Below are 14,751 nucleotides of genomic sequence, written 5' to 3'. Positions count from 1 at the left end.
ATCCTCCTAATCCCCGCATGGTGCCGGCTCTACTTCGATCTTGGAGCTCATATCCTGATAGGTAAAATACTGAATTTTTTTCACGCGCTTAAAATATTTAAAAAGCCGTTCATTCGGATGCGCATTTTCTTTGTATTCTTCGATAATCTCCTTTAATAACGGCACCAGCTGATCAGGCTCAATTCCCTCTGCCACCGGCTGGGCAGCATGGGCTGTACGGCCAACCGGCTTTGCCCCGATAAATAAATCAAACTTCTTCTTGCGGTAAACAATGCCTATATCATCAAATACTGCCCGATAACAGGCCATTCCGCAGCCATTAAAGCCAATATGCAGTTCTTTTGGAAGCTTTAAGCCGCCCAGTTCAGCTGCAATTTCCTCTGCATATGGAATGGATTCTGCCTTCTCCCCGTAGCAAAAATCGCAGGCTTTTACATTTAGAACATCCCCCACCGGCATGACTGTCAGATCGTGCTGTTCGAGTTTTTCCACAATCGAATGAGGCTGAACAGTTGGAACCTTGATTAAAAATCGGTGATCCGGTGTATATTCCATGGTGCCTTTCTCGCCAACAGCTTCTGCCAGTACGCGCATTTGGTCAGCTGTAATAAATTTATTCGCAACACCAGGCGAAACCGCAAATTCAAAAATATCTTCAATTGGCTGCTGCACCAGATGTGTTTGGTCAATCTCGGATTTCGTTACCATCGATAATGCCTTAAAAGCCATATCCAAAGAGCTGGATTCTTGTTTTTTTCTTTGGATCTGCTCATAGCCGGCCTGGGCTTCCCCGGTTTCCTGATTTAACGCCCATGGCTCCGCTTCCTTTTTTAAACGCTGATGCGGCTTTAAGATTTGCTTTTCTTCCCCCAGCGTGTACTTGCGCTGATAGCCTCTAGGCGTAATGATTTTATTGTCATAAAAGAAAGTGGAAGAATTCCCGATCACGACTGTTGTAAGCATGCCAATATCATGATCAAGCATTTCCGCCAGTGTCGTCAGAATGACATTCTGATTTTCACGGTAAGCACTTTTCACAAGCCCCACTGGTGTATCAGGAGAACGATATTTTAATAGAATCCTTTGTGCCTCGACAATCTGCCGTGTCCTCCTGCCGCTTTTCGGGTTATATAAAGCGATGACAAAATCCGCCATTCCGGCTGCTTCAATCCGCTTCTCGATTACCGTCCAGGGTGTTAAATGATCACTCAGACTGATGGTGCAGGAGTCATGCATGACAGGTGCACCCAGTAAGCTTGCACATGAATTAATCGCGGAGATGCCAGGAACAATTTCCACTTCGATTCCTTCTTCTTCCTTCCAGCCCATTTCGATCAGCACTTCATACACTAAGCCGGCCATTCCATATACCCCAGAGTCACCGCTCGATATTACGGAAACAATATGGCCGGCTTCCGCTCTTTTCACTGCATCCTGCGCACGGGATACCTCCTCAGTCATTCCTGTGCTGACAATCGAACTTGCTGTTACGTGTGTCTCGATCAGATCTACGTAAGTTTTGTAGCCAATAATGCAATCACTCTGCTGCAGCGCATCCACAGCCCGCTTGGTTATATGCTCACGATCGCCCGGACCAAAGCCGACAACAAAGATTTTTCCCTTCTTCATAGACTAACCTCCAATTAAGAAATGCACATGCGCCCTGCCTGTTGCCGTAATGCTCAAGCAGGCACTCTGCGCAAGACCATTCTCAAAGTTCAATGCTTCTTGCCAAATAAAAAATGCCTGCACTCCTTTTCAAAGGAATACAGGCATATGAAATGACAGTATAAAAATAAGCATACTGAAACCCAAAAACAATTGATCATAATTGTCCCGCCTATACTTCTCCCTCCGAAAAGCAAGTGTCGTTTAAATAAGCAGGTTTCCTGACTTAAGCTTCTTCTTACTCTTACACCTTCCCGATTTCTCAGTGGCATTGTAATTTCATCAGCTCTTACAGTAGCGGGGGCTGTACCAGACTTTCACTGGTTTCCCTTTTACCTCACCAAAGTGAGCACTTATTTAAATTGATATATTAATTTTTTACTAATATAACATATAATGACCAATTTTGACATATTATTTTTTTCATAATTTTTTTTATGCTGTGTTAATGCCCTTGACTTTTTGAAATAAGATTTGGTAAAAGACATCAGCAAGTGTACTCTCCACAAAATGAAATTCGCCGATTGGCGAGTTCTTAAGGACGCTTCATGAGCAATTCCGCTGATTTTCTCTCATCTAAAATTTATGGAGACCGAAGATTAGAATTATAGTTTTGCACCTTTAATATAATATTCTTCCATTATTTCTTTTGGAACCATACTTCCGCCAGTAGCCCACATGAGATGGACAGCATTTTTCATTTTATCTTTTAAGTTATGATTTTGAACATATTCTATCCCTTGCTTCTTAGTCGATAACTTTACTGGACCTATGACGCCTGCCAATGCGGAAGGCTCAAGACGAATGTTTTCTGTATCGGCCAATGTGCTTAATAGTTTAAATAGCTCATGATCACTTACGGTATAACTTCCGCTTAATAGAGGCTCAATCGTTTGACCAACGAATCCTGATGGTCTCCCAACTGCAAGGCCGTCAGCTGATGTGATGTTGTCAATTCCAAAATCTTGGACCGAAACTTTTTCATGCATTCCTGTTACGAGTCCCAGCAGCATACATGGAGAATGAGTAGGTTCTGCAAAGAAGCAATGTACATGATCTTGATAGATTAATTTTAAACCAAAAGCGACTCCCCCCGGTCCGCCTCCTACACCACATGGCAGATAAACAAAAAGCGGATGGTTTTCATCTACAGTTATATTTAATTCTTCTAACTGTTTTTGTAAGCGAATGGCTGCCACTGCATATCCTAAAAACAAATCACGGGAGTTCTCGTCATCAATGAAATAGCAATTCGGATCACGATCAGCCTGTTTGCGCCCCTCTTCGACCGCTTTGCTGTAATCTTCCCTATATTCGATCACCGTTACTCCTTTGCTTTTAAGGAGATCTCTCTTCCATTCCTTTGCATCTGCAGACATATGGACCGTGACTTTAAAACCTAATTTAGCACTCATTATGCCTATACTTAACCCTAAATTGCCCGTAGATCCGACGGCAATGGAGTATTCGGAAAAGAAGTTTCTGAATTTCTCACGATCAAGGATCGAATAATCATCCTCTACTGATAATAAACCTTGTTGAATCGCCAATGTTTCTGCATGTTTCAGCACTTCATATATGCCGCCGCGCGCTTTAATGGAACCTGAAATCGGAAGATGGCTGTCACATTTCAGCAGAAATTCCCCTTCTAATGGATGTTCATACATCTGTGATAATTTTTCACGCATCGCGGGGATGGAGACAATAGGAGATTCAATGATTCCGTTATTCTCCCTTGTTTCTGGAAAAACCTTTGCGATGTAAGGAGCAAAACGCATTAACCTTTCCTCTGCATCTTTTACATCATTTTCATTAAGCGGAAGTTTCTTTGCTCCTGTTTGATACGGTTCCTTTTTCGGGTTCGTCCAAAATACTTCCTTTACATCTACCAGCTCACCTATTAAAGGATATTCTTTTATCCAATCTTGAATCGTTTTCATCACTTATTCTCCTCCAAATGGAATCATAATGTCCTGAAGTTATTTTAACACCGACAGCCCCTGCAATAATACACATAATCCATACCGTAGATCTTAAATTTCTAGGTTCATTAAAGAAGATTATGCCGGCTAAAACACTTCCGACAGCGCCTATGCCAGTCCATATTGCATAAGCAGTTCCCACTGGAAGGGAAGTTACTGACAAAGAAAGAAAATATAAGCTTAAACTTCCGCAAACAAGACAACTGATCGTAGAGGGCCAATTTTTAAATCCATCTGCACGCTTCAGACTAATCACACTTCCAATCTCGGCAAAGCCGGCATTAAGAAGAAAAAACCAATCCAATTAAATCAACTACTAGCCCTTAACCTTTCATACTTTAGGGTTCCGCTTGACTTACTTTTAGGCCAATAATCCTGTGATCATTAATGTTTTAATAAATACTTTCCATAGATAAATAGTCACACCCCAAAAAAGAATCCCGGCTGCGACTGTTCCCACTGTTCCTACTAAAAAAGGTTCTATTCTTGTTCTACGATGACCATTAATCAAATAAATACCCCTTTATTCCACAATCCTCCCCGTTATTGGAAGAAGAAATCCGATGCTCTGGAAAAACAAAAAATGATTATATATATTGATTTAATTTCCTCCCTCCTATTAAAAAAACATTTTTTTGATGATAATGTTCAAATTCCTTTTAATTTTCAATGAAAATCCGAATAATAAACGTTTACATATAATAAAAGTTCGTTTATAATCAAAATTGTGTTTAAATAAATTATTTAAAATCATTCGTATATTCTTAGTATTATGGTCTAAGAGTTTCTACTAGGAGCCTAAAAATCCTAACTACGCATGGGTGAGATTACTCTACCCATTTATAGTTAGGATTTTTTTTACCTTAAGATTTTAACGAACATTACTATTAAAATTATTTTTAGGAGTGGATATCATGGAAAATGTATTTGATTATGAAGATATTCAGTTAATTCCTGCTAAATGTGTGGTTAACAGCCGATCTGAGTGTGATACCACTGTGAAACTAGGAGGTCGTCAATTTAAACTTCCTGTTGTGCCAGCCAATATGCAAACAATCATTGATGAAAAGATAGCCCTTTATCTTGCTGAAAATAATTATTTTTATATTATGCATCGCTTTGAGCCAGAAAAACGGCGGTCATTTGTAGAGGATATACAAGCAAAAGGATTCTACGCTTCAATTAGTGTTGGAGTGAAAGAAGAAGAATATCAATTCATTGAAGAGCTTGCAAAGGCAGAGCTGACGCCTGAATTCATAACGATCGACATTGCACATGGTCATTCAAATGCTGTCATTAATATGATTCAGCATATTAAAAAATACCTACCCGAGAGCTTTGTCATAGCTGGTAATGTTGGTACTCCTGAAGCTGTACGAGAACTTGAGAATGCCGGTGCAGATGCGACAAAAGTTGGGATTGGTCCTGGTAAAGTGTGTATCACAAAAATTAAAACAGGATTCGGGACTGGAGGCTGGCAGTTGGCAGCACTTCGTTGGTGTGCAAAGGCAGCAAGTAAACCGATTATTGCTGATGGTGGAATACGAACACACGGTGATATAGCCAAATCAATCCGTTTCGGTGCATCGATGGTCATGATTGGCTCCCTTTTTGCCGGACATGAAGAATCACCAGGAGAAACCATCAAAAAAGATGGAAAGTTTGTTAAAGAATATTTTGGCTCTGCTTCTGAATATCAAAAAGGTGAAAAGAAGAACGTAGAAGGTAAGAAAATGTACGTTGAGCATAAAGGTTCCTTACAAGATACGTTAACTGAAATGGAACAAGATCTCCAATCTTCTATTTCATATGCTGGTGGAACCACTTTAGACTCCATTCGTCACGTAGATTATGTTATTGTCAAAAACTCTATTTTTAATGGCGATAAAGTATATTAAAGCCTTTTACTCAATTGTTCATTAGGATTTTCCTCTGGCTGCGTAGAGATCAGGGGTTCGAGCCCCTTTGCTCCATACACAAAAACCCTTGCGCAGCAAGGGTTTTTAGTATTTTATGTTTATGTTATTATTTAATATTTGTCAAAGTGTGCATCTTTAGTTGACTAAAGAGGTACTCATAAAAACCTGTGTGTTATTCGTATACTCCACATAAACTGCGGAAAGTTCTTTGGTGGCTCTGGTACAAAGAACCCTGCCTTCTTATTTGCAGCACATACTGAAGCTCTTGCACCCTTTACTTTCACAAAGTTAGTACAAATAAACGTTGTTTCATTTATTTAAAATGACCTATTGTCCCTTTGACATTAGTAAATTCATGCCGTTTATACTGGACCATAGATACAATGCCTAGAATCGGTCCAATCGCTAAACAGGCAAAGACCCATTCCCAGCCAACTAACCTCTGAATAATAGGGATTAGATTTATAGAAAATATAGTGATCAAGAAACCAATACACATTTGAAAAGTCAGGGCTGTTCCTACATACTCAACTTCTGCAACTTCTGAAACGGCTGCAGAAAACTGGGCAGAATCTGAGATGACAGACATTCCCCAAATGATAGAAAGAAATAATGTTAACCAAATAGATTGACCAAAAGTAAAACCAATCAAGATACAGCAAATGGCACTGATAACCATTGAAATAATCGTCAGATTTGCTCTTCCAATTTTATCTGAGACCAGTCCGCCTGCTACACAGCCAATTCCCCCTGCAATCCCGATGATCAAAAAAGAGGATAATGCAATAAACCAGGGAGGAATCCCTGGAGAATAGCTTGTAAAACTAGCGGCTAAAAAGACTGGAATCCAACTCCACATCGCATACAATTCCCACATATGCCCAAAATAACCGTAGTTCGCAAGCATTACTGGTTTATTCGATACTACCTTTTTAATTAATTTAAATGAGAAAGGTATTTTTTTAATTGTTACTGGAGCATCTTCTAAAACCCAATTGACAATGATAGCTCCCAGGAGAGCCAATAGTGAACTGCAAATAATCACTAAATGCCAATTTAAAGAAGAAGAGAATATAACAATAAAATGCGGCAAAGAAGACCCCAGCGTTAAGGCGGCTATTAAGATGCCAACAGCAAGCCCGCGTTTTTTTGGAAACCATTGTGATAAAATTTTCACAGCTGTCGGGTATACACCTGCAAGTGATACACCGGTTAATATTCTAAGAAGGATACCGAAAAAAGCCTGATCTGCCAGTATAATTAAGAAATTCAATAGCGCTCCCAAAAACGCTGAAACGGCAAGAACCTTTCGGGGATTAAAACAATCTGCTATTCCAAAATATGAACTAACTAATGCACCTATTACAAAACCAATTGGGACAGAAGCAGACAGCCATGCTTCTGACTTGGAGCTGAGATTCCATACTTGAATTAGCTCAGGAGCTATAACCGAAGCACTAAACCACAGGCTTAATGCGCATAATTCAGCTATTCCAATCCAAATTAACGCTCTCCATGAACCTGGAATCATGATATCCCTCCCTTAAATAACGAGTAATATTATAATTATACAGAATATAACAGTCCGTTCTCCCGTAAAATAGATTTATTTTTTAGAATATCAGATTAACGACCATTCTTTGCACATCATCTTCTTTTTCGTCGGTTTTCATCCAGATTAACTACTATTCTTTCCACACTATCTTCTTTTTCGTCGTTATTCATCCAGATTAACTACCATTCTTTCCACACTATCCTCTTTTTCGTCGTTATTCATTCAGATTAACTACCATTCTTTCCACACTATCTTCTTTTTCGTCGTTATTCATCCAGATTAACTACCATTCTTTCCACACTATCTTCTTTTTCGTCGTTATTCATCCATTTAAGATAAAGTAAATTAAGGTTTTTAGTATATTAGATTAAGATGAAGCATAAAAAAACCGGACAGCCATCATGGCCATCCGGTTAATCCTGGTAAATAATCACACCGAAACATACAAATGTCTGCGATTGCTCTCATGCACCTATTTCATTATTTGATCTAACTTTTTCAGTTTTCCGATTTTTGAAGTAATAGAATAGATAGCTGACAAGCAGGAATCCTATTCCGATAAGCAGTCCTGCCAGCTGAGTTGGGTCAAAGGCCAGGAATACCAGGATAGAGACACAGAATATAATACATATCAGCGGGATGATTGGGTAGAATGGAACTTTGTATTTTAGGTCCTCTGCCTTTCCGCCTGCTTGTATATAGTTACGCCGGAACATGAATTGAGAGAGCGCGATTCCCATCCATGAGATGGTGACAGAAATACCAGCGATGGACATCAATAACACGAACACGGTTTCAGCTGCAAATACGCTTGTGAGTAATGATAAAAGGGAAAAAATCATGGTGAATACTAGAGCAGTGAACGGCACCTTCCGTTTCGAGAGTTTTCCAAAAACTCTTGGTGCCATTCCATCATGGGCCATCGCCCAAAGTAAGCGGGTCGAAGCATAGATACAAGAGTTTCCTACTGATAAAATAGCTGTTAAGATAACAAAATTCATGATATCAGGGGCAAATGGAATCCCAGCCAGGTCCATCAGGGTTACAAATGGGCTTTCTAATATGCCGAGCTCCTGTGTAGGAAAAATGGCGGATAATATAATAATAGAAGCAATATAAAAAATGATGATTCTAAAAAGGACATTTCGAATCGCACGAGGAATATTCTTTTGAGGCTCCTCGCTTTCACCGGCCGCAATTCCGATTAATTCTGATCCCTGATAGGAAAAGATAACATTCATCATCGTTACAAACACGATGGCAATTCCAGCAGGGAAAAGGCCTTTAGGAGCTAAATGTTCCATATATGGCGCCGGCCTGTCCGCCAGTGGTATGATGCCCAGAATGGCACTGAAGCCAATAATAATAAAGAAGATCACAGCTACCACTTTAATGCCGGAAAACCAATATTCCGCTTCAGCAAAGCCTCTTGTTGTTAAGGCATTGAGTGCGAATAAAAGAAGGATGAATGTGGCACACCACACCCATACCGAGATATCCGGAAACCAGCGTTTCATCAAAATTCCGGCAGCCGTAAATTCTACTCCAGCTGTTGTGGCTGAACCAATGAAATACATCCAGCCTAACGAGAAACCAGCCGAAGGACTAATGAATTTACTGGCATAAGTCTGGAACGATCCCGTAACAGGCATGTACACAGCAAGCTCCCCCAGGCAAACCATGACAAGATACAAAATGACCCCACCGAATAAATACCCGATTAAAGCCCCTCCTGCCCCCGCTTGATTGATCGTGTAGCCGGCGTTTAAAAACAGTCCAGTTCCTATTACTCCACCCAAAGATAGCATAAATAAATGACGGCGCTTCATCGACCGGTTTAATTGATTCTTCTGACCCTCTTGCTCTACCATCTTGATCACATCCCTTAATTAAATTGGCATCAGACACATTAAGCTTTCGTGAATTGTCCACCCTGAATGGAGAAAACCACCATTTTGTCAGCTAGTTGCGCCTGACACCATTAGGTGCTTTTTTGCCAGCATTTTGATCATCCCTTCTACAAGGGCGGGTACTTCTACGAAGGCGCTTTTGATGTGGAGGCGTTCGGTTCGTTTGTGGGCGTCTTTTCCGAATGGACCTACATTTAGTACCGGTGCCTGTAGCTGTGTCATTTCATCGAATGGAATGCTGTAGCTGCTGCCCCAAACTGGCGTGTTTTCTTTAAATACGATCCAGCCGTCACCAGCATCCTGATAATTGACATAGCTCAAATCGCTAATCCCATTAAAATAGTGAACTTGGTTAACAGGCAGTCCAAACTTTTCAAAGCCTTCTTGTTTTACATATTCAATGCACTCCGCGACCAGCTTATCCTCAGAGGAATTGACTGCCGGATAATAAGGCGGTGCATAAAGCAGAACGATTGCCGGTGTCAGCTCCTGGCACTGAATGATTAAAGCATCAGCAATTCGGATAGTTTTCTCCCGGTCATCCCATTCCGCTTTTTTCTGTACCAAGTCTTTAATGCCCGCAACAAAATCTGCACCAAATTTTCGAACGGCATGCTTTTCCAGTTCTTCATAACGCAGCACCCTCACTTCTCCGATGGGAGATACATTCCGTTCACTGCAGATTTCTTTATAGGCTTCGTTGCAGGCGTGAGCCGCATTTAGCGCTACCTTTTCGAAAATATCCATGATTTCCCCGGCATTCCGTTTCATTAAAAATACATTGTACAAAGCCGCTGAACGATAAGGTGTTTGCGCGGAATACTCCAGACGCAGATCCTTTTGCTGCAGTGTCACCGGAAGCGGGGTTTGTTCTCCCATCTCCGTTTCCTGCAGTGTTAAATTCCACTCCATTCTTTGTGTTAAAAACGAGGCAATATAAGGCGCTGTAATGCCGCTAAGCGGTTCCCCCACATGCGTTTCTTTTCCATAAAAAAGAGCGGCAGGCATGATTTTACCAATAGAGCCTGAATACACATAATAGTTCCTGTCACCCGGTTCCTGCGTAAATACCGGTTCCCCGTTCAAGAAAAGCTTATAGATGAGCTGATGTTTTTCCTTCAATTCTAAAAGCTTCTGAACCGCAGCACGCATACCGGAAGAGTTCACTTCTTCATCCGGAACCGTCAGCAAAATAAGGTTAATAGGCCAATGTTCAACAGCAGCTTTTTCTAATAATCCCATATGCATGACAAGCCCCATTTTCATATCCATCGTGCCCCTGCCAAATAAGAACTCTCCCGAGAGAAGATCCTGCCTGGCTTCTTCCGGCAGCTCTTCAATCCTGGAGTGAAGCAAATTCGTCAATTCCTCCGGCAGATGCGCGTACTCCTGAAGATCGCCATATTCTTCGGTATTTACTGTATCAAAATGGCTGATTAACACGACCGTTTCCGTGGCATCAGGATGTTTATATAAAGCGGTTACAAACCGACGGCCCGAATCGGCATCATGGAGCCCCAGGTGATCAGGATTCTCTCGAAAATAGGTCAACTCCTTGAGCTTCTGTGTCACCTTACAAGAAAATTTACGCTCTCCATCCGTAAGTGTCATGCTTTTCCAGCTTACTACTTCACACAATAACCTGCGCAATGCATCCGGGGTTCCCCACCTTAGCTGTGTCATAACTAAACGCTCCTTCTATGCAAATTAAAACGACCATTTTTCAACTAGTATTAAAAACGAAGAGACAAACAGCTTAATCCGCCATCAAGTTTACGGAACTCAGATGTATCAAGTTCAATCGTCTGGAAGCCGGCTTCATTAATTTTTTGCTTTGTATGCGGGTATCCGGACGGGATGATGATATAGTCATTGACGCGAATACAGTTTGCTGCATATTCCTCTTCCGGAGGAACAACAATTTTTTGATAGGAAATAAAATCCGGGTGGTCTACAAATTCTCCAGCAACGACAATCGTTTGATTGCCTATATATGCTATTCCGGTTTTCAGGTGGAAGAATTTTTGTAATGGAACGATGGTTGCATTATAGCCTTCGGATTCTAAAATTTGCTTAAGCTGTTCGGCGCCTCCCTGGTTTGTCCGGGTAGAGATCCCAATGTAAAAGTGATCTTCGATTTGTAAAATATCGCCGCCATCAAGTGTTCCAGGCGCTTTAATATAGTAGATCTTATCAAAGAAGGATTTGATTGCCGGCTCTATTTCGTGAATTTCGCCATTTCTTTTTTCCGCACCAGGGTTGGAAATGACTGCGAACTCAGCAGTTAAAACAGCTGTATCTTCTACAAACGTAGAATCCGGGAATTGATCATTGCTTTGAAGAACAGTTACTTCTGTACCGCATGCTTTAAGTGCTTCAATATAGGCATCATGCTGCTCTAATGCCTTATTTAAAATAGGTGTTCCAAGGTCAGATGTTGTTAATCCATTGATAAAAGTTGTGCCGGGTCTTTTTACAATTGTGTTATGAAACATTTTTGCAGCTTGTGATGATTTTGTTGTTGATTCTCTTAACATGTGTTATTCCTCCATCTACTCTTATGATTTATTAATTTTAGTTAAACACGTTCCACAGGACATGTGAGACATGTTGGTCCTCCTGTGCCTAAATATGAAATTTCATTACCTTCGTATTCATAGACGGTCGCCCCTGCATCCAGTAGTCTCTGTTTGGTTTGATGGTTTCCGGAAACCATGACACAGATGCGCGGTGCAACAGCCAGCACATTACAGCCGAGCCGCTGGTATTCATCGTCCGGTACTTCAACCAGCTGGAAACCGCGTTTCAGAAGCATCTGTCTTAGAAATACGGGCATAAGCCGTGAATACACCACAGCAAGATTTTCATCTACGATGCTTATAAAAGACATAAGGTGAAGACATTCCTCTTCTCCCTGATCATGCGGGAGCGGGACAACTATACATTCCTCAACTATCTCTTTTGTCATTTCTTTAATTTGGCGAATCGCCTCATCGTTTGTCCGATAACCGCGTCCAATTAATAAAGTCCGGTCATCCAGCCAAACAAGATCTCCCCCGTCAGCTACAGCATCACCAGTTAATTCTCCCAGAAGCGGGATATTTTTTTCCTGTAAAAACTCTTTATAAATTTCTGCTTCAGGCTGACGTAATTTTTTCCCTGATTTTAAAATCATTGCGCCTTTTTTCGTAAATTTAACAGGATCATGGGCATAAAGCGAATCCAGCCCCGCCTTTTCTGAAACCGGCAGAAATTTAATATGGCCGACATGCTTCTTGATTATGGATAGAAACTGTTCGTATTCCTGCTGGGCTTTCATATAATCCGGCTCACTGATATAGTTAAACTTTTTCCACTCACTTCTTAAATGCTCCTGACTGATAAAGGCTTCTTTTGGATGCTTTACAATGACTGTGTTTAGCTTTTTGTACATTGAAGTCACCAATTGGCTTAACCTCCTTTTTCCACATATCGGAATAGGTTTCCTCTGACAGGAAAACTTATAATATGATATTATAGTGATAGATTCTTCATGTCAATATATTTTGAATTTACTGACTAATTTATTTCAATACACTTGTGTAAATTAAAAGGAATGGAAGGATAAAAGATGCAGACAATCGATCGTGCCATGCAGGTAATCAAGGTTTTGTCTAAAAATGATACAAGAATGTGGATTTCCATTACAGATTTATCAAAGGAATGCGACTTGCCTGTCAGTACACTTCATCGCCTCCTGCAATCCATGAAGCAGCACGGGCTTATTCAGCAGGACCCCGATTTGAAATTATATTCCATGGGTAACACCTGGTTAGAATATGGACTTAAAATGTATGACACCTTTGATTTTGTTGGACTGATTCGCCCAGAGATGGAAAAATTAATGCATGAGGTGGAGGAAAGTGTGTATTTTAGCAAGCCAATTGGATTAGAATCACTTGTAGTCGAAAGAATTGATTGTCTCAACAATCCGATTCGAATCAATGATCAGCTGGGTATTCGTATCCCGCTGAATATTGGGGCAGCAAACAAAGTGCTGTTAGCTAATATGCCAAACTCCGAGTCTGTTAAAGTTATTAATTCCTTAGTGCCATCTGAGGAAAGAGATTCGTTTATAAAATTATTGAGCAAAGTTAGAAGACAGGGCTATGGGGAGAGTCATGGCGAACAAACGCCTGGAACCTCATCTGTCGCTGCGCCTATTTTCGATCACGCCAATGAACTCTTAGGAGCCATAAGCATCGGATATGTTAATTTCAATATCACAGAAGAAAGACAAAACTGCTTAATTGAAAAAGTAATCGAGTACGGTATGCGAATCTGCAATAAATTAGGCAGTAAAAACTAAGGTAATTAAAAAAGAGTGCATATTAACAACAAGGATTAGGAAGAAAATTGTCCTTAAGTCTAAATAACATTAAAAAAAAACGCAAGGTTAAAAATTGCCTTGCGTTTGAAATGTATTAACCAGCAAATTAGTTACCTGTTCAACCCAAAAACACTTAAGAAACCATTTCATAGATTCAGACTTTAAATAGTCAGAAATGAAAAAATGCATCCTTCACACTGTACCTTTCTAGTCTCTTGCATATATACTAGTATCCGTTCTGCTATTAAATCCTCGCTCTTTAGAATTCCTTCTAACTCGTACCCTAACTTTTACCTCCCTGCAATTATTAATATATATGCCATTCCATTGTATAAATAGTTTTTGACGCTACACGAAATGCTCCTTCATATCCTTTTCCCGTTTTACTTACCCTGGTCATATGCATTTTTTGTAAAAAAGTATGGAAAAATATTTATTGTGTCTTCATTAACATTTGTAATGACAGTTTAATTCTTTCCTGATCAGACAAATTGGCTAAAAAATTAAAATTAATAAGTAATTGAGGTGACAGTATATGCCAATGATAAATATGAACAGTGCCAGCCTGTATTATACTGTAAAAGGAAGCGGAACTCCGATTGTTTTTATCCACCCGCCTGTATTGACTTCAGTAAACTTCCAATATCAATTAGAAGAACTCTCAAAAAATTTCCAGATAATTACTTTTGATATACGCGGACACGGAAAAAGCCCATACTCCCCAGAACCAATAACCTATCCACTAATTATTGAGGATATCATTCGACTATTGGACCACCTTAATATAAATAAAGCGTTTTTATGCGGATATTCTACTGGCGGTTCTATTGTTTTAGAATTCATGCTTACGTTTCCTGAAAGAGCATTGGGGGGAATATCAATTGGGGCAATGCCCGATGTAAATGACGATTACTTGAGAAAGAAGATTTCTTTAGGAATCAAGCTTTCAAGCAAAGGGGCTATTAACTTATTAGCCTGGTCCATCTCCTGGAATAATTCAAATAATATCAAGCTGTTTAAAAATATGTTTTCAGAAGCAAAAAAAGGGGATTACCGCAACATTGAGCAATATTACCGCTATAGTCTAAAATACAATTGTGTCAATCAGCTTAATGAAATTAATTTGCCTACCTTATTGGTTTATGGTAAGAAGGATAAGCCCTTTTATTCCTATGCAAGGCAATTGCATGAGAAATTGCCACAAAACGAATTATTCTTTATCGAGAATGTTGACCACCGTATCCCGACCAAGGCTGCAAAAGAACTTAACCGGCTAATTTTTCAATTTGTCAACACAAAATGACAGGTATCTATAGGTACCTGTCACCATTAACTATTTATTGATAAA

At 40.1% G+C, this 14,751-nt stretch carries 12 protein-coding genes and 2 riboswitches; of the genes, 3 read left to right on the top strand and 9 right to left on the bottom strand.

Annotation, left to right across the window (positions count from 1 at the left end):
* Positions 1–6 precede the first annotated feature (6 nt).
* The 4 genes from cobJ to AC3WTL_RS03170 all read right to left on the bottom strand — a co-directional run bounded on the left by cobJ (position 7) and on the right by AC3WTL_RS03170 (position 4,161).
* Entirely contained in the window at positions 7–1,629 is a 1,623-nt protein-coding gene (gene cobJ / locus AC3WTL_RS03185; RefSeq protein WP_283934667.1) for a precorrin-3B C(17)-methyltransferase, read from the bottom strand.
* A gap of 233 nt (positions 1,630–1,862) precedes the next feature.
* A riboswitch (cobalamin riboswitch) is annotated at positions 1,863–2,040 on the bottom strand.
* Between the two features lie 233 nt (positions 2,041–2,273).
* Entirely contained in the window at positions 2,274–3,608 is a 1,335-nt protein-coding gene (gene dsdA / locus AC3WTL_RS03180) for a D-serine ammonia-lyase (RefSeq protein WP_252218359.1), read from the bottom strand.
* On the bottom strand, positions 3,562–3,954 hold the full coding sequence (locus tag AC3WTL_RS03175) for a DMT family transporter (protein WP_252218361.1): 393 nt from the start codon (positions 3,952–3,954) through the stop codon (positions 3,562–3,564). The genes dsdA and AC3WTL_RS03175 overlap by 47 nt, the downstream gene beginning before the upstream one ends.
* Before the next feature lie 57 nt (positions 3,955–4,011).
* Positions 4,012–4,161 carry a hypothetical protein gene (locus AC3WTL_RS03170; protein WP_492368999.1) on the bottom strand — a complete coding sequence of 50 codons (150 nt, stop codon included), beginning with the start codon at positions 4,159–4,161 and terminating at the stop codon, positions 4,012–4,014.
* Positions 4,162–4,384: 223 nt separating this feature from the next.
* A riboswitch (purine riboswitch) is annotated at positions 4,385–4,484 on the top strand.
* Between the two features lie 80 nt (positions 4,485–4,564).
* Between AC3WTL_RS03170 and guaC the strand changes: the two genes are divergently transcribed.
* Positions 4,565–5,548, top strand: coding sequence for a GMP reductase (guaC, locus tag AC3WTL_RS03165; RefSeq protein ID WP_252218362.1), 984 nt, complete (start codon positions 4,565–4,567; stop codon positions 5,546–5,548).
* A 334-nt stretch (positions 5,549–5,882) separates the two neighbouring features.
* On the opposite strand, the gene AC3WTL_RS03160 is transcribed toward guaC, so the two are convergent.
* The 5 genes from AC3WTL_RS03160 to AC3WTL_RS03140 all read right to left on the bottom strand — a co-directional run bounded on the left by AC3WTL_RS03160 (position 5,883) and on the right by AC3WTL_RS03140 (position 12,467).
* Positions 5,883–7,100, bottom strand: a complete 1,218-nt coding sequence (locus tag AC3WTL_RS03160; RefSeq protein ID WP_492368998.1) for an MFS transporter — start codon at positions 7,098–7,100, stop codon at positions 5,883–5,885.
* 488 nt (positions 7,101–7,588) lie between these two features.
* Positions 7,589–8,995, bottom strand: coding sequence for an amino acid permease (locus AC3WTL_RS03155; protein ID WP_492368997.1), 1,407 nt, complete (start codon positions 8,993–8,995; stop codon positions 7,589–7,591).
* 87 nt (positions 8,996–9,082) lie between these two features.
* On the bottom strand, positions 9,083–10,717 hold the full coding sequence (locus AC3WTL_RS03150; RefSeq protein WP_492368996.1) for a M20 family metallopeptidase: 1,635 nt from the start codon (positions 10,715–10,717) through the stop codon (positions 9,083–9,085).
* 50 nt (positions 10,718–10,767) lie between these two features.
* On the bottom strand, positions 10,768–11,571 hold the full coding sequence (locus AC3WTL_RS03145; protein ID WP_492368995.1) for a dimethylarginine dimethylaminohydrolase family protein: 804 nt from the start codon (positions 11,569–11,571) through the stop codon (positions 10,768–10,770).
* A 41-nt stretch (positions 11,572–11,612) separates the two neighbouring features.
* Complete coding sequence (locus tag AC3WTL_RS03140) at positions 11,613–12,467, bottom strand: dimethylarginine dimethylaminohydrolase family protein (RefSeq protein WP_492369373.1); 855 nt, start codon at positions 12,465–12,467, stop codon at positions 11,613–11,615.
* A 177-nt stretch (positions 12,468–12,644) separates the two neighbouring features.
* On the opposite strand from AC3WTL_RS03140, the gene AC3WTL_RS03135 reads away from it, so the two are divergent.
* Both AC3WTL_RS03135 and AC3WTL_RS03130 read left to right on the top strand, forming a co-directional pair.
* Complete coding sequence (locus tag AC3WTL_RS03135; protein WP_197205412.1) at positions 12,645–13,382, top strand: IclR family transcriptional regulator; 738 nt, start codon at positions 12,645–12,647, stop codon at positions 13,380–13,382.
* A gap of 556 nt (positions 13,383–13,938) precedes the next feature.
* Positions 13,939–14,706, top strand: a complete 768-nt coding sequence (locus tag AC3WTL_RS03130; protein WP_492368994.1) for an alpha/beta fold hydrolase — start codon at positions 13,939–13,941, stop codon at positions 14,704–14,706.
* Positions 14,707–14,751 lie beyond the last annotated feature (45 nt).

It is taken from the genome of Cytobacillus sp. EB106-05-05-XG126 (genome assembly GCF_058791715.1).
Note: the sequence above shows the minus strand (reverse complement) of the source record. Positions and strands in the feature narration are given on the sequence as shown.

Bases quoted from the DNA above. Each gene is read 5' to 3' on its own strand.
- AC3WTL_RS03140 (WP_492369373.1), bottom strand. From the start codon at position 12,467: ATGTACAAAAAGCTAAACACAGTCATTGTAAAGCATCCAAAAGAAGCC.
- AC3WTL_RS03145 (WP_492368995.1), bottom strand. From the start codon at position 11,571: ATGTTAAGAGAATCAACAACAAAATCATCACAAGCTGCAAAAATGTTT.
- AC3WTL_RS03160 (WP_492368998.1), bottom strand. From the start codon at position 7,100: ATGATTCCAGGTTCATGGAGAGCGTTAATTTGGATTGGAATAGCTGAA.
- guaC (WP_252218362.1), top strand. From the start codon at position 4,565: ATGGAAAATGTATTTGATTATGAAGATATTCAGTTAATTCCTGCTAAA.
- AC3WTL_RS03135 (WP_197205412.1), top strand. From the start codon at position 12,645: ATGCAGACAATCGATCGTGCCATGCAGGTAATCAAGGTTTTGTCTAAA.
- AC3WTL_RS03150 (WP_492368996.1), bottom strand. From the start codon at position 10,717: ATGACACAGCTAAGGTGGGGAACCCCGGATGCATTGCGCAGGTTATTG.
- AC3WTL_RS03155 (WP_492368997.1), bottom strand. From the start codon at position 8,995: ATGGTAGAGCAAGAGGGTCAGAAGAATCAATTAAACCGGTCGATGAAG.
- dsdA (WP_252218359.1), bottom strand. From the start codon at position 3,608: ATGAAAACGATTCAAGATTGGATAAAAGAATATCCTTTAATAGGTGAG.
- cobJ (WP_283934667.1), bottom strand. From the start codon at position 1,629: ATGAAGAAGGGAAAAATCTTTGTTGTCGGCTTTGGTCCGGGCGATCGT.
- AC3WTL_RS03130 (WP_492368994.1), top strand. From the start codon at position 13,939: ATGCCAATGATAAATATGAACAGTGCCAGCCTGTATTATACTGTAAAA.